The 19,730-nt window shown below is 58.7% G+C and carries 22 protein-coding genes and 2 pseudogenes; 16 read left to right on the top strand and 8 right to left on the bottom strand.

Annotation, left to right across the window (positions count from 1 at the left end):
• The first annotated feature begins 41 nt into the window (after positions 1-41).
• The 3 genes from araD1 (at position 42) to ACF8K2_RS11920 (ending at position 2,962) form a co-directional block, all read left to right on the top strand.
• Positions 42-1,037, top strand: a complete 996-nt coding sequence (araD1, locus tag ACF8K2_RS11930; protein WP_392464950.1) for an AraD1 family protein — start codon at positions 42-44, stop codon at positions 1,035-1,037.
• A gap of 66 nt (positions 1,038-1,103) precedes the next feature.
• Positions 1,104-2,693: an aldehyde dehydrogenase (NADP(+)) gene (locus tag ACF8K2_RS11925; protein WP_392464948.1), complete on the top strand. Its 1,590-nt coding sequence runs from the start codon at positions 1,104-1,106 to the stop codon at positions 2,691-2,693.
• 104 nt (positions 2,694-2,797) lie between these two features.
• Positions 2,798-2,962, top strand: a complete 165-nt coding sequence (locus ACF8K2_RS11920; RefSeq protein WP_392464946.1) for a hypothetical protein — start codon at positions 2,798-2,800, stop codon at positions 2,960-2,962.
• 30 nt (positions 2,963-2,992) lie between these two features.
• On the opposite strand, the gene ACF8K2_RS11915 is transcribed toward ACF8K2_RS11920, so the two are convergent.
• The 4 genes from ACF8K2_RS11915 to ACF8K2_RS11900 form a co-directional block, all read right to left on the bottom strand.
• Positions 2,993-3,850, bottom strand: coding sequence for an SDR family oxidoreductase (locus ACF8K2_RS11915; RefSeq protein ID WP_264234553.1), 858 nt, complete (start codon positions 3,848-3,850; stop codon positions 2,993-2,995).
• 42 nt (positions 3,851-3,892) lie between these two features.
• Positions 3,893-4,432 carry a type 1 glutamine amidotransferase domain-containing protein gene (locus ACF8K2_RS11910; protein WP_392464943.1) on the bottom strand — a complete coding sequence of 180 codons (540 nt, stop codon included), beginning with the start codon at positions 4,430-4,432 and terminating at the stop codon, positions 3,893-3,895.
• Between the two features lie 271 nt (positions 4,433-4,703).
• Positions 4,704-5,603, bottom strand: coding sequence for a hypothetical protein (locus tag ACF8K2_RS11905; RefSeq protein WP_186553331.1), 900 nt, complete (start codon positions 5,601-5,603; stop codon positions 4,704-4,706).
• A gap of 199 nt (positions 5,604-5,802) precedes the next feature.
• The gene (locus ACF8K2_RS11900; RefSeq protein WP_392465093.1) at positions 5,803-6,300 is read right to left on the bottom strand and encodes an HIT family protein; all 498 of its coding nucleotides are present in this window, start codon (positions 6,298-6,300) and stop codon (positions 5,803-5,805) included.
• Positions 6,301-6,649: 349 nt separating this feature from the next.
• On the opposite strand from ACF8K2_RS11900, the pseudogene ACF8K2_RS11895 reads away from it, so the two are divergent.
• Positions 6,650-7,123, top strand: a pseudogene (locus ACF8K2_RS11895) (OsmC family protein).
• 276 nt (positions 7,124-7,399) lie between these two features.
• The gene (locus ACF8K2_RS11890; protein ID WP_392464941.1) at positions 7,400-7,879 is read left to right on the top strand and encodes a carboxymuconolactone decarboxylase family protein; all 480 of its coding nucleotides are present in this window, start codon (positions 7,400-7,402) and stop codon (positions 7,877-7,879) included.
• On the opposite strand, the gene ACF8K2_RS11885 is transcribed toward ACF8K2_RS11890, so the two are convergent.
• The gene (locus ACF8K2_RS11885) at positions 7,872-9,308 is read right to left on the bottom strand and encodes a PLP-dependent aminotransferase family protein (RefSeq protein ID WP_033728313.1); all 1,437 of its coding nucleotides are present in this window, start codon (positions 9,306-9,308) and stop codon (positions 7,872-7,874) included. The two genes, ACF8K2_RS11890 and ACF8K2_RS11885, sit on opposite strands and share 8 nt — an antisense overlap.
• A gap of 90 nt (positions 9,309-9,398) precedes the next feature.
• Between ACF8K2_RS11885 and ACF8K2_RS11880 the strand changes: the two genes are divergently transcribed.
• The 4 genes from ACF8K2_RS11880 (at position 9,399) to ACF8K2_RS11865 (ending at position 12,408) form a co-directional block, all read left to right on the top strand.
• Positions 9,399-9,881, top strand: coding sequence for a GNAT family N-acetyltransferase (locus ACF8K2_RS11880; RefSeq protein WP_023532427.1), 483 nt, complete (start codon positions 9,399-9,401; stop codon positions 9,879-9,881).
• Between the two features lie 30 nt (positions 9,882-9,911).
• Positions 9,912-10,589 carry an FMN-dependent NADH-azoreductase gene (locus tag ACF8K2_RS11875; protein ID WP_023532703.1) on the top strand — a complete coding sequence of 226 codons (678 nt, stop codon included), beginning with the start codon at positions 9,912-9,914 and terminating at the stop codon, positions 10,587-10,589.
• Positions 10,590-10,699: 110 nt separating this feature from the next.
• Positions 10,700-11,149 carry a carboxymuconolactone decarboxylase family protein gene (locus tag ACF8K2_RS11870; protein WP_023532827.1) on the top strand — a complete coding sequence of 150 codons (450 nt, stop codon included), beginning with the start codon at positions 10,700-10,702 and terminating at the stop codon, positions 11,147-11,149.
• A gap of 272 nt (positions 11,150-11,421) precedes the next feature.
• Entirely contained in the window at positions 11,422-12,408 is a 987-nt protein-coding gene (locus tag ACF8K2_RS11865; RefSeq protein WP_177408881.1) for a LysR family transcriptional regulator, read from the top strand.
• Between the two features lie 19 nt (positions 12,409-12,427).
• Here ACF8K2_RS11865 and ACF8K2_RS11860 read toward each other — a convergent pair whose 3' ends face one another.
• Entirely contained in the window at positions 12,428-12,889 is a 462-nt protein-coding gene (locus ACF8K2_RS11860; protein ID WP_058133611.1) for a RidA family protein, read from the bottom strand.
• A 208-nt stretch (positions 12,890-13,097) separates the two neighbouring features.
• Here ACF8K2_RS11860 and ACF8K2_RS11855 point away from each other — a divergent pair, with 208 nt between their 5' ends.
• From ACF8K2_RS11855 to ACF8K2_RS11840, 4 genes are all read left to right on the top strand, one after another.
• A complete protein-coding gene (locus tag ACF8K2_RS11855; protein WP_084296595.1) occupies positions 13,098-13,784 on the top strand; it encodes a hydrolase in 687 nt (228 codons plus the stop codon).
• A 167-nt stretch (positions 13,785-13,951) separates the two neighbouring features.
• Complete coding sequence (locus tag ACF8K2_RS11850) at positions 13,952-14,332, top strand: helix-turn-helix domain-containing protein (protein WP_089230371.1); 381 nt, start codon at positions 13,952-13,954, stop codon at positions 14,330-14,332.
• Between the two features lie 267 nt (positions 14,333-14,599).
• Complete coding sequence (locus ACF8K2_RS11845) at positions 14,600-14,908, top strand: chorismate mutase (RefSeq protein WP_392464936.1); 309 nt, start codon at positions 14,600-14,602, stop codon at positions 14,906-14,908.
• Between the two features lie 318 nt (positions 14,909-15,226).
• Positions 15,227-15,853, top strand: a complete 627-nt coding sequence (locus tag ACF8K2_RS11840) for a VOC family protein (RefSeq protein WP_392464935.1) — start codon at positions 15,227-15,229, stop codon at positions 15,851-15,853.
• 372 nt (positions 15,854-16,225) lie between these two features.
• Here ACF8K2_RS11840 and ACF8K2_RS11835 read toward each other — a convergent pair whose 3' ends face one another.
• Positions 16,226-16,630, bottom strand: coding sequence for a MerR family transcriptional regulator (locus ACF8K2_RS11835; protein WP_392464934.1), 405 nt, complete (start codon positions 16,628-16,630; stop codon positions 16,226-16,228).
• 72 nt (positions 16,631-16,702) lie between these two features.
• Between ACF8K2_RS11835 and ACF8K2_RS11830 the strand changes: the two genes are divergently transcribed.
• Entirely contained in the window at positions 16,703-17,767 is a 1,065-nt protein-coding gene (locus ACF8K2_RS11830; protein WP_392464933.1) for an SDR family oxidoreductase, read from the top strand.
• 214 nt (positions 17,768-17,981) lie between these two features.
• Positions 17,982-18,974 (top strand): hypothetical protein, encoded by a 993-nt coding sequence (locus tag ACF8K2_RS11825; RefSeq protein ID WP_392464932.1) that lies wholly within the window; start codon positions 17,982-17,984, stop codon positions 18,972-18,974.
• A gap of 29 nt (positions 18,975-19,003) precedes the next feature.
• On the opposite strand, the pseudogene ACF8K2_RS11820 reads toward ACF8K2_RS11825, so the two are convergent.
• Positions 19,004-19,110, bottom strand: a pseudogene (locus ACF8K2_RS11820) (integrase); the annotation flags it as partial.
• 100 nt (positions 19,111-19,210) lie between these two features.
• On the opposite strand from ACF8K2_RS11820, the gene ACF8K2_RS11815 reads away from it, so the two are divergent.
• Complete coding sequence (locus ACF8K2_RS11815) at positions 19,211-19,651, top strand: hypothetical protein (protein WP_392464930.1); 441 nt, start codon at positions 19,211-19,213, stop codon at positions 19,649-19,651.
• The last annotated feature ends 79 nt before the right edge of the window (positions 19,652-19,730 follow it).

The raw sequence follows: 19,730 nt of genomic DNA, 5'->3' as shown, positions 1-19,730 counted from the left end.
GCCACGCGCTGGCGCCCGGCCTTGCGCAAGGGGAATGACACATGCGGTTGATTCAATTCGAAGACCAGGCCGGCCAGCGCCGCGTGGGGGTAATCGAAGGTGCTCAGGTGCGCACGCTGCGAGCAACCAGCAGCACCCGCGAACTGGCCTTGGCGGCGATCCGCAGCGGCCATGGCCTGGTCGAAGAAGTGCTGGCCCGTGGCAGTGACGCCGGCCCGGACTATGCCGGCCTGCTGCAGGCGGGCAGGGTATTGCCACCGCTGGACCATGAAGACCCGGCCCATTGCCTGGTCAGCGGCACTGGCCTGACCCACCTGGGCAGCGCCGCGACACGCGACAAGATGCACCAGCAGGGCGAGCCAGACGAAGCGACCCTGACCGACACCATGCGCATCTTCAAATGGGGGCTCGATGGCGGCAAGCCTGCGCAGGGACAAGTCGGGGCGCAGCCAGAATGGTTCTACAAGGGCGACGGCAGCATCGTCGTCCGACCCGGGGGTGACCTGCCGCTGCCGGCGTTCGCCGAGGACGCTGGCGAGGAGCCGGAGTTGGTCGGGCTGTATGTGATCGGCGATGACGGCCTGCCGCATCGGCTGGGCTATGCCCTGGGCAACGAGTTTTCCGACCATGTGATGGAGCGGCGCAACTACCTCTACCTGGCCCATTCCAAGCTACGTGCCTGTGCCTTTGGTCCGGAGCTGCGGGTCGGCGAGCTGCCAGGGCACCTGCAAGGTCATAGCCGCATCCTGCGCGGCGGGCAAGTGCTGTGGGAGGGTGAATTCCTCTCGGGCGAGGGCAACATGTGCCACAGCCTGGCCAACCTTGAGTTCCATCACTTCAAGTACGCCCAATTCCTGCGCCCCGGGGATGTCCACGTGCATTACTTCGGCACTGCCACGTTGTCTTTCGCCGACGGCATCAAGGCGGCGCCTGGCGACACCTTCGAAATCGCCATGGATGAATTTGGCGCGCCTTTGCGCAACGGCATCGTCGCGTGCGAAGTGCCGATCCTGCCGGGGGCTGTCGCCCGTCTCTAGGGTTATCTTGCTTGCCAGAAAGCCGGCCCGGCTCGGGCTCGGCCGGCTCACGCTTATGAGGTCGTTATGCTCAACTTGCTCGGTTACAACTACATTGGCGGCGCGCGCTGCGCCGCCGGTGCTGTGGTGTTGCAAAGCTTCGACGCGCATACCGCGCAGGCGCTGCCGTACCGTTTCACCCAGGCCACCGCTGAAGAGGTGGATGCCGCTGCACAGGCGGCAGCCGCCGCATTTGCCGCCTACCGCAATACATCACCCGATCGACGTGCAGCATTTCTTGAGGCCATCGCTGAGGAAATCGAGCTGCTCGACGACAACTTCGTCAGTGTGGTCTGCCGCGAAACGGCGCTGCCTGAGGCACGTATCAAAGGCGAACGGGCGCGTACCAGCGGCCAGATGCGCCTGTTCGCCGAGGTGCTGCGCCGCGGTGACTGGTTCGGCGCACGCATCGACCGTGCCCAGCCGGATCGCCAACCGCTGCCGCGCGTCGACCTTCGACAATGCCGAACCGGCGTCGGGCCAGTCGCGGTCTTCGGTGCCAGCAACTTTCCCCTGGCGTTCTCCACCGCCGGGGGCGACACCGCTGCAGCCTTGGCCGCCGGCTGCCCAGTGGTATTCAAGGCCCATTCCGGGCACATGGCCACAGCCGAGCTGGTCGCCGATGCGATCATGCGGGCGGTGCAGCGTTGCGCCATGCCCGACGGCACCTTCAACATGATCTACGGCGCTGGCGTGGGCGAGCAGTTGGTCAAGCACCCCGCGATTCAGGCCGTGGGCTTCACTGGCTCGCTCAAAGGCGGGCGCGCCTTGTGTGACATGGCGGCGGCGCGGCCACAACCGATCCCGGTGTTTGCCGAGATGAGCAGCATCAACCCGGTGTTGCTGCTGCCCGCTGCCATCGCCCAGCGCGGCGAGGCGGTGGCAACGCAACTGACTGCCTCGGTGGTGCAAGGTTGCGGGCAGTTCTGCACCAACCCAGGGTTGATCATCGGCATCCGCGCTCCGGCCTTCACCCAGTTTCTCGAACAGTTCGCCGCGCGCATGGCCGACCAGCCTGCGCAGACCATGCTCAATGCCGGTACCCTGGACAGCTATTGCAATGGCGTCGCCGCCTTGCACGGCCATCCTGGCGTGCGCCATCTGGCCGGCCGCGCGCAACAAGGCCAGCAGGCGCAGCCGCAACTGTTCCAGGCGGATGCGCAGCTGCTGCTCGATGGCGATGCCAGGTTGCAGGAAGAGGTCTTCGGCCCTTGCACCCTTGTCGTCGAAGTGGCCGATGAGCAACAGCTGCTAGCGGTAGTGCGGGCGCTGCATGGCCAGCTCACTGCGACCTTGATCGCCGAACCCGAGGACCTGCAGCAGTTCGCCATGCTGGTGCCGGAGCTCGAGCGCAAAGCCGGGCGCCTGCTGCTCAACGGCTACCCAACTGGCGTTGAGGTGTGCGATGCGATGGTTCACGGCGGGCCTTACCCGGCCACCTCGGACGCCCGTGGCACCTCGGTTGGCAGCCTGGCGATCGACCGTTTCCTGCGTCCGGTGTGCTACCAGAACTACCCGGATGCGTTGTTGCCGGATGCGCTCAAGGATGCCAATCCGCTGGGCATCATGCGGCTCGTCGACAGTGGCTACACGCGAGCGCCACTGACGTCTGCCTGAATCAGGAAAAACCTGGCAATGCCGGCTTGCGCTGTGGCCTGAACTTTATTGACCGTCAGGGCATCACTTGTTCAACGGGACACCGAGAGGGAGCAGGGCAAGCGATGAAAAAGCATAGCCAAGACCGCGTTGAAACACCGCCACCGGCCAAGCCGCAGGGTGAACAGGAGCGGGACAACGATGCCCATCGACCGGATGGTTCGTCAGGTACCGAGCATGATTCGACCGCGCAGAAAACGGCTCGCCAAGAACCGTCGAAAAAGCACTGAGGCCCGCACCCGCGGGCCTCAGCGTCGTGCTCAAAGAATCGGTTTGCCGCCGGTGACCGCGTAGCGCGAGCCGGAGATGTAGCTCGCTTCATCAGAAGCCAGCAGGACGTAGATCGGTGCAACCTCAACCGGTTGCCCTGGGCGTCCCATCGGGTAGCCCGAGCCGAAGTTCCTTACTGCCTCATCCGGCATGGTGGCGGGGATCAGCGGTGTCCAGATCGGCCCAGGCGCGACACTGTTGACCCGAATGCCTTGCTTGGCCAGCAATTGGGCAAGGCCTGCGCTGAAATTGGCGATGGCACCCTTGGTAGCGGCATACGCCAACAGGCTAGGTGACGGATCATCGGAGTTGACCGAACTGGTATTGATGATCGAAGCACCTTTGCCCATCGACGGCAATGCCCGCTGGCAGATGCGAAAGATCGCCGTGATGTTGGTGTCGAAGGTCTTCACCCACTCATCATCGTCAATCTCGTCCAGGGTTTCATGGGCCATCTGGAACGCGGCGTTATTGACCAGGATGTCGATGCGACCGAACTGCGCCACGGTTTTGTCGACGATCTCGTAGCAGTGCTGTTTGTGCGCCAGGTCACCGGGTAGCAGCAGGCATTGGCGACCCGCCGCCTCGACCCAGCGCGCGGTTTCCTGGGCATCGTCGTGTTCATCGAGATAGGCGATGGCAACGTCTGCGCCTTCGCGGGCATAGGCAATCGCAACCGCTCGGCCGATGCCGCTGTCGGCACCGGTGATCAGGGCGATCTTGCCGTCGAGCCGATTGTGCCCGGTGTAGGTCTGTTCACCGCAGTCCGGATACGGCTCCATCTTGCGTTGTGAACCTGGAACGCTTTGCGCTTGGGAGGGGAATGGCGGAGTAGGGTAGTCGCTCATGGAACAAGGCTCCTGCAGTGGTATTCGTTGGAAGAGTAAAAATCAGCCTGCCAAGGCCTTGATCAACTGCTCATTGAAGGCCGGAATATCATCAGGTTGGCGGCTGCTGATCAGGTTGCCATCGACCACCACCTGCTCGTCGACCCAGATGCCACCGGCATTGCGAATATCGTCTTGCAAGGTTTTGTAGCTGGTCATGCGCTTGCCCTTGGCCAGGCCACTGGACACCAGCAGCCATGCGCCGTGACAGATCACCGCCAGCGGTCTGCCGGCTGAGTCATGGCTTTTCACCAGTTTTTGCGCGCCGGGGACCAGCCGGATCGTGTCGGAGTTCTGCACCCCGCCTGGCAGCACCAGCGCGTCGTACAGGTCGAGTTGGGCGTTGTCGAATGTGGCATCTACCGTGAATGGGTCAGCGGGCTTGTCATGATTCCAGCCGCGGACCGTACCTGGCTTGTCACTCAGAATGTCGACGACCGCGCCGTTTTGTTCCAGGGCTTCGCGCGGGCCGGTCAGTTCCACCTGTTCGAACCCGTCGGTGACCAGAAACGCCACGCGCTTGCCGTTCAATTGTGCACTCATGGGGTTAGCTCCTTTATCAGTAGACCTGAAGTAGGAGGCCCATCAGCACCGGGCAAAGTTCATGTGCAAAACCCGAACGGTTCAGGCTCAAGCGAATGATGATGTGTAGCTGGCGCGCGCTTTTGCGCACTCAAACGAGAGTTTTCGGCGTATTCGGGAGGTGCGGGGTATGTTCAGGGGCTGGCGGGGAATTGCTGTCAGAGGGGACGATCCGGGGTAGGGCACTTATAACCACGGGGGGGCAGGGCGTTGAGCCCTGCGCCCCGTGTGTTCAGGCAGTGTGTTCAGCGGTCTGCTCGACAGACGTTTCCATCAACAGGGCTAACGTGTTGAGGAACAGGTCCATGTTGAGGATGCCGGTGGCGACGGTCGACAGTACTGGCTTGCCAGACGCATCCTTGATCACCACCTTCTCGCTCCAGGCGCTAGTGTCCACGCTGCGTAGCGAAGCCATCGATACCTGGCTGCCCTGGACCTGCAGGTAATCTCGTGAAACCACGATCGGCAGGGTCTTGATATCGAGGAAGTTGCCGCTCACACGCTTGCGCCAGACTTGGCTGGTGTCGGCGTACTCGAACGTCACCGTGCCACCGCTGTGCAAGGTCTGCAGGACCGCAGGTTGCCTGGCGTCGAGGTAGAGCTCGCGAAACAGTTGCTGGAATTCGAAGAAGCGCTTGAGCGGTTCGATCACCCGGTGGAACGGCTCGCTGGCATTGCGACGGAACGCCAGGTTGGTGATCATGCCGCTGAACATCGTCTGCCCCGAGGCGAACAGGTACAAATGCTCGATTTCAGTGAACGGCACGTAGGTGCGCACGCCCTTGGTGGTGTAGGCGATGCCCTGTTCATACAGCTCGTAGCTGCTGTGCCGATAGCGACTGTGCCACGCATACAGCGCCGCGATGCCCACCGCGATGAACGCCAGCAACGCGCCGGTGTAATAGAGCATCGAGACGTTGCCATTGAAGCGCATCGTCGAGCCTGACGGGGTGGTGAACGTGACAGGCCCGCTGCTGTTCACCGGCAAGGTGGTGGCGAAGTAAACGATGAGGCCGGCCAGGATCAGTAGCGCCAGGCTGAAAACTATCGTGAAGATTTTCAGGCCCTTGCCGTAGCGGTAAGTGCCGACCAATTGACCGGTCACTGGCACTTCAGTAGAAGTCTGCTGCATGAGGGTTTTACATCCCTGTAGAGTTGAGTGGAACGATGCCATCCAGGCTGATTTCGCGACGTGGCGAGGCGTGCTGGGACAGTTACTGCCACATTGCCACCAGCCCGGGCCGGTATCCTAGAACGCTATGGGATCAATAGGTTCACTCGCATTGCACAATAGTGTGAAATTGCGACCCGTTTATCATTCCGACCGCGGCCTAGCCGGGCAGCTTTGAGTCGAACGCGCTGCGCAGGGTGGCAATGACTTCATCTACGCCAGGGCCTTGTACCGGTGGCGGCAGGGGGCGTTCACAAAACTCTCGCCAGACAAACAACATCAATTCGGCGCCATCGGTTTGCGCAAGGGCACTGTCGAGCGAGCCGAAGGTTTGCAGCAGCCTGTACCTTTCGTCCTGCCAGAAACCCGCTTCAACCCAGTCATACACCGGAATGAAGTGAAAGTGAATGGAGTGGCCGGCGTCATGCCCAAACCGCCCGATATACAAGCGCTTGGGCGCGAGATGCGTTTCAATGGTTTTCTGGATGCGCGCCTGCAATACCCCCAACTCCGATTGCGCTTCGAGCGGTAGCGCCGCCAGCGAGTTGGTCATTTGTTTTGCACTGAGCATCAGGTAGCCCGGCAACGCGCTGTCCATGCGGTGGTTGACAATCCAGTGCCTGGATTCATGGATGATGAGCCGAGACGGTATGTCCATCAGGTTGCCTTGAGTGGGGCTGGCGAGCGTAGCATTGCGGCAGGTTGATGTCTGCTTTTGCCGGACAGCTGCTTCGGGCCGATCGGCTGTTTTCGACCCATAGCTGACATTGAATGCACAGGCTGAGTCGGGAGTTCGTTGGCTTTTCCATATCAAAAACCGACAGCAAGCACTGTCATGCCAGCCATAAGGCTACCTCGCTGGTCGGCTCATTGCTTTCGTACCACCAGCGGATGCGTCAATGCAAACAAGAGCAGCTGGTTGGGAACCACACTGAGCGTGCAAGATTACAGTGCTAACGCGAGAAGAGCGGATTATCTTCTGGGCATCTTTCAACACAGGAGTGACGATGAAAGAACACAATTATGCTGTCACCATCAATTGGATAGGTAACACCGGTGAGGGTACTGCCAGTTATACGGCTTACTAGAGAGCGTTCACTGTCGAGGCGCCAGGGAAAGCGCCTATCCCTGGTTCCGCCGACCCTGCTTTTCGTGGTAATCCCGAATGCTGGAACCCTGAAGACATGCTGCTGGCATCGATCTCGTCCTGCCACAAGCTCTGGTATCTTCATCTGTGCGCCGTTAACAATGTGTGCGTGCTGGAATACGTTGACCACCCGGTGGGCCGTATGATCGAAGGCGATGGCCAGCGCAAGGGCCACTTCAAGGAAGCAGAGCTAAGACCTCACATCATCATTAGTAGTCAATCAGATAGGGATCTTGCAATGCGCTTGCATGACGATGCTCACCATGAGTGTTTCATTGCAAACTCGGTCAACTTCCCTATCAAATGTAGGGCTGTTATCAACTATCGAAACTAATCCCTCAAAGGCTCTAGCCTGGGTATCGGCCCGGACTGTCGACATGGGGTCGATAGCAGTCCGTCGTGACCGGCCGCTTTCGACCCATTGCGGCCATTCGCGGAGGGCAATGAACGGCCTATAGCGCCCCTTCGACCATACCGCTCGATGGGTGTTCATGGCGTACTTCGATACAGACATGGCCTAGTTCGAAGCTACCATCTTGGCCCTGTGGGGCTATTCCAAGCGTTGCTACAGTGGGCTCCAACAAACTCCACCCACTGCGAGCAACTACCCATGAACAACCGCCTTGATTACTTCAAGCTGTCTCCCCAAGCGTCCAACAAACTGGTGGAACTCACCCTACAACTGAGCAAGAAACCGCCACTGGCCGATCTTGCCCACCTGATCATGTTGCGCGCTTCGCAGCTCAACGGCTGTGCGTTCTGCGTGGATATGCATGTGAAAGAGGCCAAGATCCATGGCGAGCGCGAGCTGCGTCTTCACCACGTGGCCGTATGGCGTGAGTCAGGGCTGTTTTCGCCAGTAGAGCGGGCGGCGCTGGAGTGGACTGAAGCCCTAACCCAACTGCCGCCTCATGGTATCTCCAACAGCCTGTATGCGAGTGCGCTTGAGCAGTTTTCCGAGCAGGAGCTGTCGGATTTGTCGTTCCTAATCGTCGCCATCAATGGCTGGAATCGCCTCAATGCGGCCTTCCAGGCGATCCCCGGCTCGTCCGATGAGCTGTTCGGCCTGAACAAGGCCAACCTCAACTGAGTAACTTGCTGATCAACGCGCCAAGCTGCTCGCCTGGAGCCGTCGTGGCGCAGTTGGTAAAACTCAGGAGCAGACCTGACTGACGCTGCGATGACGCAGCCCAGCGCGACAACGCTTGTACCGACATACCCCTGGCCAGCACCTGCTCGGCCAGGGCGGTGTCGCTTACGTCCTCCGGCAAACGCAGTACTAAGTGCATGCCGCCTGGCGAGCGTTCCACCTGCAGACCCTTCGGCAAACTCCGGTCCAGTGCTTCGATGGTCAATGCCCGTCGCTCGTTGTAGAGGCGGCGCATGCGTTGGATATGCCGAGCGAAGTGTCCCTCGGCAACGAACTCCGCCACCAAAGCCTGGGTAATTGACGGTGACCCGGCAGCAAACAAGGCCCGGCCGACGCGCTCGAACGCTGCCACCTGCGCCTGCGGCACCACCAGATAAGCCAGGCGAATACCGGGAAACAGCACCTTGCTGAAGGTGCCGGCATACAGCACGCGCCCATGGCGATCCAAGCTGGCCAGCGCTGGAAGTGGACGGCTGACGTAGCGGTACTCGCCGTCGTAATCGTCCTCGACAATCCAGCCACCGGTGCGGGCAGCCCAATCGAGTAGCAGTTGCCGGCGTGGCAGCGACAGTGCCATCGACAGCGGGCTCTGATGCCCTGGTGTCACCATGACGACCTGAGCAGTCCGAGAACCCGCGATGGCGTGTTCTACGTTCATGCCTTCGGCATCAACCGGCACCGCTTCCAGGTCCAGGCCGAACTGGCGAAGCACCTGGCGCGTAGTGGGATAGCCCGGGTCTTCCACCCAGGCGCACTCGCCTGGCTGCAACAGGGTATGTGCGACTAAGGACAGGCTATTGCGCCAACCGCTGGTGATAAACACCTGATGGGCACCGCAATCGATACCTCGGGACACCTGCAGATACGAAGCAATGGCGCTGCGCAACGCTGCCAGGCCGTGGGGTGCCGGATAGTCCAGATCTCCAAGACGCATCCCACGGAGATACCGAGCACCGAGACGCGCCCATATCTTGCGCGGAAATGCATCCAGCGCCGGTACCCCCATCTGGAACGGCAACAGCTGCGGTGGACGCCAGAGCGAATCAGGTGCGTCTTCGATCACTTGGCTGCTGACTGGTAATGCGGTGGCCTCCGACACGGGCTTCTGCAGTTCAGGATTGATTACGGTGCCTTTCTGCCCGAGCGCCAGGAGGTAACCCTCGCTGGCCAGCAGCGAATAGGCCAATTCGACGGTGCCACGGGCCACCCCCAGCTCCTTGGCCATGGCGCGCGCCGACGGCAAGCGGTCACCGGGGGACAACGTGCCTGCGGCAACGGCGGCCAGTACGCGGTCGTACAGTTGACGATACAGAGGCAAGGCAGACTGCTCTTCCAAGGGAGCAAAAGGCGGCTTAGGGGAGGTCATCATGGCCTAGTTCATATCCCATTTCTTGGCTCAATCAAGTGGGTCAATGGTAGTCCAATATAGCGCCATCACCTACTCATGAGGGCAACTCCCATGACATCCCCTTTGCACAACTTCATACCCAGCGTGCTCGACCTGGCCGACACGTCCCTGCGCCCCCTGGACAGCACCCATGACCTCTGCAGCGCATTCCCGGTAATGCAGCAATTGCGCCCTCATCTGACGAGCGAAGCTGACTTCGTCAGCCGCATCGAGCGTATGCGCGTTGAAGGCTATCGCCTGATTGGTGCTTATGACTTAGGCGTTCTTGTGGCACTGGCTGGTTACCGCTTACAGGAAAACCTGGTCTACGGCGCATTCCTGTATGTCGATGACCTTGTAACCGCCGAGGCTCAGCGGGGAGGTCAGTGGGGCTCGCGCTTATTGCAAGCCTTGGAGCGACTGGCCCGCGCCAGCGGTTGTGCACGCCTGGTGCTCGACACGGGTTTGGCCAACGCCCGCGCGCAACGCTTCTACTTCCGTGAAGGCCTGTTGACGGGTGCACTGCGCTTTCAGAAACAGTTCGATACGCCATAACCCGCACGCACATCCAAGGAGGCGAACCTCATGACATCGTCACAACAGCCACTTGCTCCTTTGCGCATTCTTCGCCTGGTCGCCAGCCCCAATGCAGAGGATTCGGAAAGTCTGAAACTGTCCCAGCAGATCCTGTTTGCCTTGGCCAGTCAGGCCGGCAGAAGGGGTATCCAGTTGACCGATTTAGACCTCAACTCCTTGGCCCCAGTCGATGCGCCTTACGCCCAGGCGTTAGCCAATCAGCGCGTAGTCATAGCAAGCGGTCAGGAGGGTACGTTGAGCCGTTCCGACGAGTTGATCGACCAACTGCAGGCATGCGACGTACTGCTGATTGCCACGCCGATGCACAACTACAGCGTGCCCGCCCCACTCAAGATGTGGATCGACCAGGTGGTACGCGTGGGCAAAACGTTTCTGGGCACCGCCAAAGGCAAAGTCGGATCGCTGACGGATCGTCCGGTTTACGTCGCAATAGCTTGCGGGGGCTACATCAGCGGCCAGCATGCCCGTCAACCCGACTTTCTGCGACCCTACCTGTCCGCCGTCCTCGCCACCATCGGTCTCAATCACGTGTACTACTTCACCGTTGAAGGTACCGCCAAGGGTGTGGAGTCACTGAATACTGGGAGGGAAACAGGGTACGGTGAGGTGCAGACGTTCTTTGGTAGGGATAGCCATGGTGTGGATCAAGTCTGCAGCCCGCTTTAAGAACATCATCGAATTCAAGCGTATAGGTTTGCACATTAGCTGGGCGGTGTGCCGTCAAGCGGCAATCCGCATGTCACCCTCTTCATTGCTCAAAGACAGGAAAAGAAATCATGAGTCGACTCAATTGGTTTGAAGCTTCGCCTGGTGCAGCCAAGGCCCTTGGCGGGCTGCATCATTTCGTGACCACCGCGACAAATTTGCCAGCCCCGTTGATTCACCTCGTGTTTCTCAGGGTGTCTCAAATCAACGGCTGCGCCCATTGCATCGATCTGCACTCACGCGATCTGATCAAAGCAGGTATTTCAGTGGACAAAGTGCTGTTAGTACCAGTATGGCATGAAGCGCACTATTTGTTCTCGGATCAGGAGCGCTCAGCATTGGCCTGGGCAGAAGAAGTCACGCGGGTAAGCGAGACACATGTATCCGACGAAGCTTACGCAGCAGCATCGGCAATGTTTGCCGAAAAGGACCTTGTCGACCTGACAGCGGCCATTGCCGCAATGAACGCTTTTAACCGTATGGGCGTCAGCTTCCGACTCAAACCTGCCGCTAAAACGTGATGACCTATGACTCAACATGCAAACGCAGTACTTCAGAGACCGCCCTAGTATTGCCTACAGTCTGTTTCAGGCCTTTGCGGCCCCTTCTGAACGACGGGTATGAGCCGAAAGCAGTCTCTGACGGACGTCCGCAATGGGTCGAAGGCGGACGCTCGCGATTGACTGCGTTCAAAATAAGCTGGCATATGTCTCGGATTGAATGAGTGTGACTTACTCCCAGAATGGTGGGCAGACTAATCCCCTTCTCGTATCATTGCTCCTCCTCATCTGGAATGATTTTCGTGAATCCTTCACCTGGAAGTGTCTCGCCGATCCAATCGAATTCTAATGGACCGAAATGGGATGCCGGAGAAGCTGTAAGCCAGCTTTCCTGGGACGACTTGCGTATCATCAAAACGCTGAGTGACTGTAGCAACCGCGCGGCCACGGCCAAGAAGCTCGGCATCAATGTGTCCACCGTCTCGCGCCGGGTCGCGCAGGTTGAGAAGACCCTTGGGGTCGCGCTGTTCGATCATCGTAAGGCGGGGTATCTTCTGACTGCCGAGGGCGCCGAACTGCGTGCACTGGCCGAGCGCGTTGAACTGGACATCGTCAGTGTCACCCGCAGGGTTTCTCGCGCCGGCCAAGGCCCGCTGGGGAAACTGCGAATCACCACCAGCGACTCGCTGCTGCTGTACTTTCTAACGCCTATCATCGCGGACTTCAAAGCCCTCAATGAGGGGATCACCGTTGAGGTATTAGTCGGCAACCAGACGTTGAGTTTGGCGAGGGACGAGTCGGACATTGCGATACGTGCGACCAAAAAACCGGCAGATACCCTAGTGGGTCGCAAGCTCGCCAACATCGCCTGGGCGCCGTATCGCAGCGTCAAGCAGGCAGCGATTGCCGACCCCTTCGCTGAGGGGCAGTCGTGGGTATCCTACTCGGGAGGCCTGTGCGGATTGAAGGCAACGAGCTACGTCGAATGTCGGGTGCCCTCTGAGTTCATCTCCTACCGCACCGATTCCGTGGCGGCTGCGAGCGCGGCTATTGCAGCAGGTCTCGGTTTTGGCTTCCTCCCCTGCATGCTGGGCGACATTACCCCAGGATTGGTTCGGGCAGGCCAAGTAGTTCAGGAGCTTCAGGATGAGCTATGGTTGCTTACCCACCAGGACATCAGGAAATCCTGGCGGGTGAAAGCATTCATGACGTTCTGCGCCGCTGCCGTGGCCGACCTCAAACCGCTGGTCGAAGGTCAGCAGGCCATCCCGGTTTCATAGCGGAAACCGGGAGCACCGTTCATTTGGCGTGGGCGCCGATGACAGCTCGACACACGATCTCAATCAGCTGGGGACGCTGGGCGAGCCGCGATACACCAATGATATTGCTGGCCGCCTGCGGGCGTTCTGTGCCGTAAGCTGCCTTACGCACCTTGCCGACGACCGCAAAAGCAGCGTCCATGTCCAGCACATACAGCGTTTCCTCAACGACATCCTGCATCGTGGCGCCATACAGGGCGAGCAACTTGGCAATGTTGTCGTAGGAAACCCGCATCTGTTCGCCCATTGACGAAAAATCGCTCGGACGACCGTCAGCATCCAGTGGCGCCGGCGCTACCAGGTTGCCTTCTTCGTCATGGTTGAACTGCCCCGAGATGAAAATCTCGTTCCCGACTCGCCGCGCCTGCGGATAGCCGTAGCCCTCTTCCCATGGAACGCCCCAGTAGGCGGTGTCGTCGTTGAAAGGTCGTGAAGCGGCCATTGGATTCTCCTTGGCGAAAAATGGATCGACGTGATCCGACTGGCCGAGATCCTAGCACCGGATTGGACGCTACCTGTGGTGCAGTTATGCTCCCTCAAGAGCGCAAAAATGCGCCACCGTTTCGCTGAGTGTTTCGCTATCTTGTGCTGGCACTCGGCGACAACCCGCCGGGGAAACTCTCGCCACCGTTCAACAAAAGGGAAGAACAATGAGCAATCCACACACTGAAGTCCTCACCCCGCTCAACAGCCAACTGATCTTCATCGATCAGCAACCGCAGATGGCTTTTGGCGTACAAAGCATTGACCGGCAGACGTTGAAGAACAATACCGTGGGCCTGGCCAAAGCAGCCAAGATCTTCAATGTCCCCACCATCTTCACCACGGTCGAAACCGAGAGTTTCTCCGGCCATACCTACCCCGAACTGCTCGCGGTATTCCCTGATGCGCCGTTGCTGGAGCGCACCTCCATGAACTCCTGGGACGACCAGAAGGTTCGCGACGCGCTGAAAAAGAACGGTCGGAACAAGATCATTGTTTCGGGCCTGTGGACTGAGGTCTGCAACACCACCTTCGCACTGTCCGCCATGCACGATGCGGGCTACGAGATCTACATGGTTGCCGACGCTTCCGGCGGCACGACCAAGGAAGCACACGACTACGCCATGCAGCGCATGATCCAGGCGGGCGTAGTGCCAGTAACCTGGCAACAGGTGCTGCTGGAGTGGCAGCGCGACTGGAAAAACCGCGACACCTACGATGCGGTCATGGAACTGGTCAAAGAGCATTCGGGTGCCTACGGCATGGGCGTCGACTACGCCTACACCATGGTGCACAAAGCGCCAGAGCGTGTTCAGCACGGCCCTACCTTGGCGCCCGAGGCCGCATCGATCTGAGACCTGATCAGCCCCAAAGTTGATTTTATGCTCAACAAGCGGGGCCGGAACGAACCGATCCGGGCGATCAGTCATGACGGAGTGCTTGAAGCTTCAGAAGATGCTTCACCGAATAGTGCCGCCCGGATCAATTCATCTTCAGATTTTTTCAGGACGAATTGATCTCCATGAACAGTGCTAAAGGCATCGTTATAGCCTACGTCGCGATTAAGTCGACGGGGCGGCTTAAACCATGGCAAGTCAAAACGGCCAAGCAGCTGATGTTGGATCATCTGGATATCGGCATTTCGGTCACCGCACTTGCGGAAGCATGCGGACTGTCGCGCAGCTATTTCTCGCGCAGGTTCAAGGAATCCACACAGGTCTCTCCTCAGCAGTGGTTGCGTGAGCAGCGGCTGAGGAAGAGTAAAGAACTGCTAGAGACATCGACGATGATGCTCGCCGAGATCGCCCTAGAGTGCGGCTTCTACGATCAGCCACATTTCTGCCGAGCGTTTATGAAATCCGAAGGCCTAACGCCTCAGGCATGGCAGCAACAGGTGGCTTAGCCGGAACTGTGTGCCGCTAAATTCGGCGTGTACTGCCTTCGTAGATTTCGCTCGCTAGCTCTCCTTTCCGGCATAGGTGGGGTACTAAGGTACTACGGCTCTCCAAGACAATTTCCTGAAGGACCGCTATGGGTCGAAAGCTCTCAGTCGCGACCGGCCGCTAACGACCCATAGCGGACGTTCCGCCTGAGGCTACAATACAGCGCCGCACTACCAGCAACTGCCTGTCCCAATCAATCGCAGGCTTATGAAAAGGAATTCAAGCAAATGGATGTACGTTGCACGTCTCTGGACGAAGTCCGCCAAGAGATCGATGAAATCGATCGTAGCCTCGTTTCGCTTCTCGCCAAACGGGGCAGGCTCGTGACGCAAGCTGCGGGCTTCAAGGAAACCACCGATGAAGTGCGGGCGCCTGCTCGGGTCGAGCAAGTGATAAGGAAGGTTCGTTATATGGCCGACGAAGCCGGTGCCTCGGCTGAAGTCGTGGAACAGGTCTACCGGGCGATGATCTCGGCCTTCATCGCTGAAGAACTGACCACCCATGCGAAGTTGACCAACCAGCCTTCAGCATCTTGAGGAGAGCGTGGTGCTCATGCCCAGCCCCGCCGCTTTTTCCACTTTCTCTGGTTCAACGCCGCAATCGAAACGCCAGAGGCGAAACAGGTGAGGCCTGCGCCCATGGTTAAAGGGCCGGTGCGCGCTTTGCGCTGCTGGCCGCTCACTACCGGGGCACATTCTAGGGCAATCATCCCGAAAGCGACGCGCGCATATCCTGCGGGGTGTACACGTCGAGCGGGGCCAGGCGATCAGTGTAAGTGAGCCGTACTGCAATCGAGCATGCCGGGTGAAAAGGCGGCAACGCTTGGAGTTCTTTGATTAGGGAGATAGCAGGCTATGATGCGTTCCACCTTGGATCATTTGGTCATTGTGTCACCGACCCTGCCGTTGGGGGCCCAATTCGTCGAGCGTCAACTCGCAGTGCAGTTGCAGCCAGGTGGTAAGCACCCGCGCATGAGCACTCACAATCTGCTCCTGCGATTAGGAGAGTCGTTTTATCTTGAAGTCATTGCTCCTGACAGTGAGGCCCCCTTGCCTACGCGACCTAGGTGGTTCGGTCTGGATGAGCTAAGTGCGCAATCATCGCCCTATTTAGCGCACTGGGTGGCGCGTACGGAGCGTCTGGATAGCGCAGACGAGAGCCTCAGGCAGGTTTTTGGAGACATCGAACCGATGAGCAGGGGAGGTCTGTCGTGGAAAATTTCGATTCAGCCTGACGGGCATCTGCCTCTGCAAGGGGCTGTCCCTAGCCTGATCGATTGGGGCGAATCGGAGCATCCCGCCAAGAGACTCGATGATAAAGGCTGTGAATTGCATCGTTTGGAAATTGCTCATCCCGATCCCAGCCTAGTAGAACGCCAGCTGGAATCAATCGGCTTTACCGGGCCGGTCAGTGTCTTACGCAGCGAGCGGTACGCATTGAAGGCCTACATCGCTACGCCGCATGGCCTCAGGATTTTGTAACCCAGGTGGTGTGCGATCTGTACTGGGTGAATAGTCACTGACGCGGTAGCAGCCCGTCGCTGCAAAGCTGGTCTTGGCTCAATGTTGCGGCGATGAGATTGCTTGGACGTTTCCTTGACTAATTTTTCACATCGCTTGGGAGACATTATCACCATCCCTACGTGTGATAGACCTTGCCCGCCTAGCAGCGGGCTTTCTTTTGCCCGCCATCTCACCTCGCCCGCATACCTTGGCCGTAGCTCGTTCACCTCTGGCAAATGCGCTTGCACCTGAGTCCGCGGCTGATTGGCTTGGCCGTGCCGAGTAACGACCCTCAGTGCTTACCTCCCAAAAGAGGGAGTAAAACGCGTCGAGAGCAAAGGATGGACAGTGCTACGGCTTCGATGCATGTCCAGTGAGGGGAGGGTAAGAAATAGTCAGTCCCTGGGCAATGGCGCTGGCTTCAAGCTTCACACGCTCTGCATCGAGAAAACCATACGTGGCTTGCAGAGTGCTGATCTTCGCTTGAATTTCAGCCATCTTGCTGGCGACCAAGGCAGCGCCTTGTGCGCAATCGATGGTATTACCCCGTTTGGCCGCGAGAATTTCCCCGATTGCCGAAAGGGAAAAACCCATGCTTTGGGCATTCTGAATAAACCCCAGATCGACAACGGTCTGATCGCTGTAGCTGCGGTAGTTGTTGGCCTGCCGCTGGGCCACGATAAGCCCGAGTTTTTCGTAATAGCGCAATGCATGGCGGCCAATTCCACTTCGGCGTTCCAACTCTCCAACGTTCACAGTAAATTCCCTTGACTGTAGAGCAGACTCTACACCTTAGCCTGCACCCATCATCCAAACAAGGAGTCAGGCATGAGTGTGGAATGCTTCGTTACCGGCGGCACTGGGTTTGTGGGTCAACATTTGCTGGCCCGTCTTACTGCGACAGGGCACAAGACCTGGGTACTTATGCGCAGCCCTGAAAACATTGGGCGGCTCAGACAACAAGTGGAGCAACTGGGCGGTAACCCTAGATATATTCATGCCGTTGAGGGCGACATGAGCAGGGAGGCGCTTGGGCTCAGCGAGGCAGACAAGCAGCGCGTGTCTTCGGCCGCTGTGGCCTTTCACCTCGCGGCGCAATTTACCTGGGGGCTAAGCATGGAGCACGCCCGCGCAGTCAATGTGCAGGGGGCGCTGAGGGTCGCCAGGCTTGCGGCAAACCAGCGCATCCGATTACTGATGGTGGGCGGCTACATGCTGCAAAACCTCACCCACCTTGCCAGTATCGGGGTTGATCATGAGCGCCCTGAAAACACAAACTGGCCCGCAGTCTACGACCGTGTGGGTGGCTACGAAGGCAGCAAGCTTGAGTCCCATTTCGCAGTGATGCGCTACATGCAGGAAGCGGGCGCCGATTACACCATCGTTCATCCTGCTACGGTGTGTGGCCACAGTGAGAGTGGGCACATTCTGGAAGGACAACCCCTGGCCGAACTCATTCGAAATCTGGCACAAGGCAGGTTCAAAGCTGTCCCCGGTTCCCCCGAGCACTGGTTGCCAGTGGTCAGCGTCGACTATCTGGTGGCGATGATAACCTGCGTGGCGTTCGACCCCTTGATGGCCAACCAGCAGGTGCTGGCACTCTATGAGCGCACGCCAAATTTGCAGGAAATGCTTGGCCAGCTGGCAAAAATGCTGGAGGTCAAGGCACCCCGCCGCCATGTAGCGATAGGTTTGCTTCGCTGGCTGTTGTCGATTCCTGGACTGGCGGCCCGATTCGCGATCAGCGCCGAGTCATTGAACTTCATTCAGACGCAGCGCTTCGATATGCGCCATAGCAAGCAACTGGAACAAAGGTATCAGCTAACGCATCCCGACATGACACGAACCTTGGAAAACACCGTGCGATTCGTTAAGGGTTACTTAATCAACTGAAAGCAATCAGTCATGCAGTCATGCAATCTTCGATGAGGTAGCAGGGCCTTATGTTCGGTGATGCCCAAAGCTATCAGTAGCGATCATTTGCGGCGTGGGCTTTTGACTCATGGGGCATCATGCCGAGTGGTTTCCTTGAAGGATCAGGGCTTGGGACAGCCCCGAGCTTGATTTATTCTGCGCCGTCTCCATCAGGGTGCACAAGGACGGTCCCATGATTCCTGTCTCCATGCCGGCCATGCTGCTCGGCTACATGATCTACCTCTTTTCCGAAGTCTTTCTCTGGTTGCTGATCGCCTGCCTGCTGGCACTGCTGATCCCCCGTTGCCGGCGCTATATGCTGGCCAGGCGTTGGCGCTTCGGCATTCTCATGGTGCTGCTGGCTGCAGGCAGCGGACTGTATGTCCAGTTCATCTACGAGCATTGGCAGGACTGGCGTGCGCACAATCCCCGCCTCGAGCACGAGCAAGTGCTCGGTGACCTGGTGCTTCCGGCCGGTACGCGGGTCCATTTGCAAAACCTGGAGCCTTTCAACGACCTGTCCGGCGATCCCGTGCCCTATGGCATGCAGAGCCTGGAGCAGGCTGATTTCGAGCGCGCGCCAGGGCACATCTTAGGCATGCCCGTGCGTCGTCTGGAACTGGCGCAGGGCCACGGTTTCGCGACGGTCCAGACCCTGTCGGCCCATGACCTGGCAGGATGGAAATGTGAGCCTGGGGAGGTCGAGTTCGGCTTCCCGTTCGGTGCTCATTTCACGTTTTCCGAATGGAAAATGCGCCGATGCACGCTGGCGCCAGGTACCGAGCTGGGCGGCATTGTCTGGCCAGGTCCGGTAAGGGTGTTCTCCAACACCACTAGCTGGCAGGCCAGGTCCGAGGAACGCCCGGTCAGGGTATTGGGGATCGAACTGCGTTCACTGATCATGATCCTCGACCGGCCTTATGGGGAAGGTCGCTCATGGGAAGGCTACTCGAACCAACCCTTCGAGTTCGGTCCTGTTCACTATCCTGCCGACATCCAGGTCAGCCGTTATGAAGGCCAAATGCTGTTCAGCCTGCCACCGGACGCACACGCCCAGGATCGACGTACTGGAACGCCCATAGAGGGCGGGCAGACGGTGGTGCAGAGCATGCAAGGGGAGGTGCTGGGGATACGTAGCAACCGTTCAATGGGTGCTTATTTTCCAGACGAATTCATAGTGCGCTGAAGTTCAATGAGCGGGGAGCCCTGGCATCTTTCAAGCTTCGCATGGCCGAGCAGCAGTTGAACCGCCCGCAGTTCTTCATCCTGCGATAGATCAGTGATGCCTTGGTACGTCTCAAGGTACGAGTGCCATACAGGGCTAGAGACCGCGTGGACCCGGTCAATGGAGTGCATCATCAACGGGCATCGGTTAGAATTCGCAGCTTATTTCGACAATGCTTTTATAAACAAGGAAGTTCCATGACAAGGATGGCCGCTGTTCTTACTTTACTGAGTTGCATGGCTTCGGCCTCAGCATTGGCAGCGTCTGATTGTCCGTTTCCGCAGGGAATGCAGGCATCCATCGGTGCATCGAAACAAGCTATTGCGGCCAGGCAAGCGGGCGTCGCCAAGGATGATCTGCTCAGCAGGATTTCCCCCGCGGCCAATGGGCAGATGTCCAAGATGCTAAAGAGTATCGTCGACGAGGTTTACGATTATCCGGCACTCAAGCCCGAGGTGTATGCCGCCTTCCGGTTCGAGCACTGCTTTGTCTCGCAGCAGCACGCCGAACAGGTGGCGGCTATGAAGTTTGCCGATGCCTATCCGTTGCTGAAGAAATGCGAACAGCTCGACCCGGAAGGGGCCCGACCGCCTTGCGCAATGCGTGTAGTGCATACGTTGACCGGAATTCCTGAGTAAACGATCCGTTGATTTGCTCACGGGAATGCATGCGGTGTTGCTGTACTGAAATCGAGAGCCAGAGGTCGTCTCCATCCTT

The sequence above is a fragment of the Pseudomonas sp. xss_2 genome, from assembly GCF_043104195.1.
In the GTDB taxonomy this organism is placed as follows: Bacteria; Pseudomonadota; Gammaproteobacteria; order Pseudomonadales; family Pseudomonadaceae; genus Aquipseudomonas; species Aquipseudomonas urmiensis.
The sequence above is the reverse complement of the archived record's forward strand: the minus strand, read 5'-3'. Positions and strand labels throughout refer to the sequence as shown.

Excerpts from the sequence above, each read along its gene's own strand:
- araD1 (WP_392464950.1), top strand. The coding sequence starts at position 42 with ATGCGGTTGATTCAATTCGAAGACCAGGCCGGCCAGCGCCGCGTGGGG.
- ACF8K2_RS11925 (WP_392464948.1), top strand. The coding sequence starts at position 1,104 with ATGCTCAACTTGCTCGGTTACAACTACATTGGCGGCGCGCGCTGCGCC.
- ACF8K2_RS11920 (WP_392464946.1), top strand. The coding sequence starts at position 2,798 with ATGAAAAAGCATAGCCAAGACCGCGTTGAAACACCGCCACCGGCCAAG.
- ACF8K2_RS11915 (WP_264234553.1), bottom strand. The coding sequence starts at position 3,850 with ATGAGCGACTACCCTACTCCGCCATTCCCCTCCCAAGCGCAAAGCGTT.
- ACF8K2_RS11910 (WP_392464943.1), bottom strand. The coding sequence starts at position 4,432 with ATGAGTGCACAATTGAACGGCAAGCGCGTGGCGTTTCTGGTCACCGAC.
- ACF8K2_RS11905 (WP_186553331.1), bottom strand. The coding sequence starts at position 5,603 with ATGCAGCAGACTTCTACTGAAGTGCCAGTGACCGGTCAATTGGTCGGC.
- ACF8K2_RS11900 (WP_392465093.1), bottom strand. The coding sequence starts at position 6,300 with ATGGACATACCGTCTCGGCTCATCATCCATGAATCCAGGCACTGGATT.
- ACF8K2_RS11890 (WP_392464941.1), top strand. The coding sequence starts at position 7,400 with ATGAACAACCGCCTTGATTACTTCAAGCTGTCTCCCCAAGCGTCCAAC.
- ACF8K2_RS11885 (WP_033728313.1), bottom strand. The coding sequence starts at position 9,308 with ATGATGACCTCCCCTAAGCCGCCTTTTGCTCCCTTGGAAGAGCAGTCT.
- ACF8K2_RS11880 (WP_023532427.1), top strand. The coding sequence starts at position 9,399 with ATGACATCCCCTTTGCACAACTTCATACCCAGCGTGCTCGACCTGGCC.
- ACF8K2_RS11875 (WP_023532703.1), top strand. The coding sequence starts at position 9,912 with ATGACATCGTCACAACAGCCACTTGCTCCTTTGCGCATTCTTCGCCTG.
- ACF8K2_RS11870 (WP_023532827.1), top strand. The coding sequence starts at position 10,700 with ATGAGTCGACTCAATTGGTTTGAAGCTTCGCCTGGTGCAGCCAAGGCC.
- ACF8K2_RS11865 (WP_177408881.1), top strand. The coding sequence starts at position 11,422 with ATGATTTTCGTGAATCCTTCACCTGGAAGTGTCTCGCCGATCCAATCG.
- ACF8K2_RS11860 (WP_058133611.1), bottom strand. The coding sequence starts at position 12,889 with ATGGCCGCTTCACGACCTTTCAACGACGACACCGCCTACTGGGGCGTT.
- ACF8K2_RS11855 (WP_084296595.1), top strand. The coding sequence starts at position 13,098 with ATGAGCAATCCACACACTGAAGTCCTCACCCCGCTCAACAGCCAACTG.
- ACF8K2_RS11850 (WP_089230371.1), top strand. The coding sequence starts at position 13,952 with ATGAACAGTGCTAAAGGCATCGTTATAGCCTACGTCGCGATTAAGTCG.
- ACF8K2_RS11845 (WP_392464936.1), top strand. The coding sequence starts at position 14,600 with ATGGATGTACGTTGCACGTCTCTGGACGAAGTCCGCCAAGAGATCGAT.
- ACF8K2_RS11840 (WP_392464935.1), top strand. The coding sequence starts at position 15,227 with ATGATGCGTTCCACCTTGGATCATTTGGTCATTGTGTCACCGACCCTG.
- ACF8K2_RS11830 (WP_392464933.1), top strand. The coding sequence starts at position 16,703 with ATGAGTGTGGAATGCTTCGTTACCGGCGGCACTGGGTTTGTGGGTCAA.
- ACF8K2_RS11825 (WP_392464932.1), top strand. The coding sequence starts at position 17,982 with ATGATTCCTGTCTCCATGCCGGCCATGCTGCTCGGCTACATGATCTAC.
- ACF8K2_RS11815 (WP_392464930.1), top strand. The coding sequence starts at position 19,211 with ATGACAAGGATGGCCGCTGTTCTTACTTTACTGAGTTGCATGGCTTCG.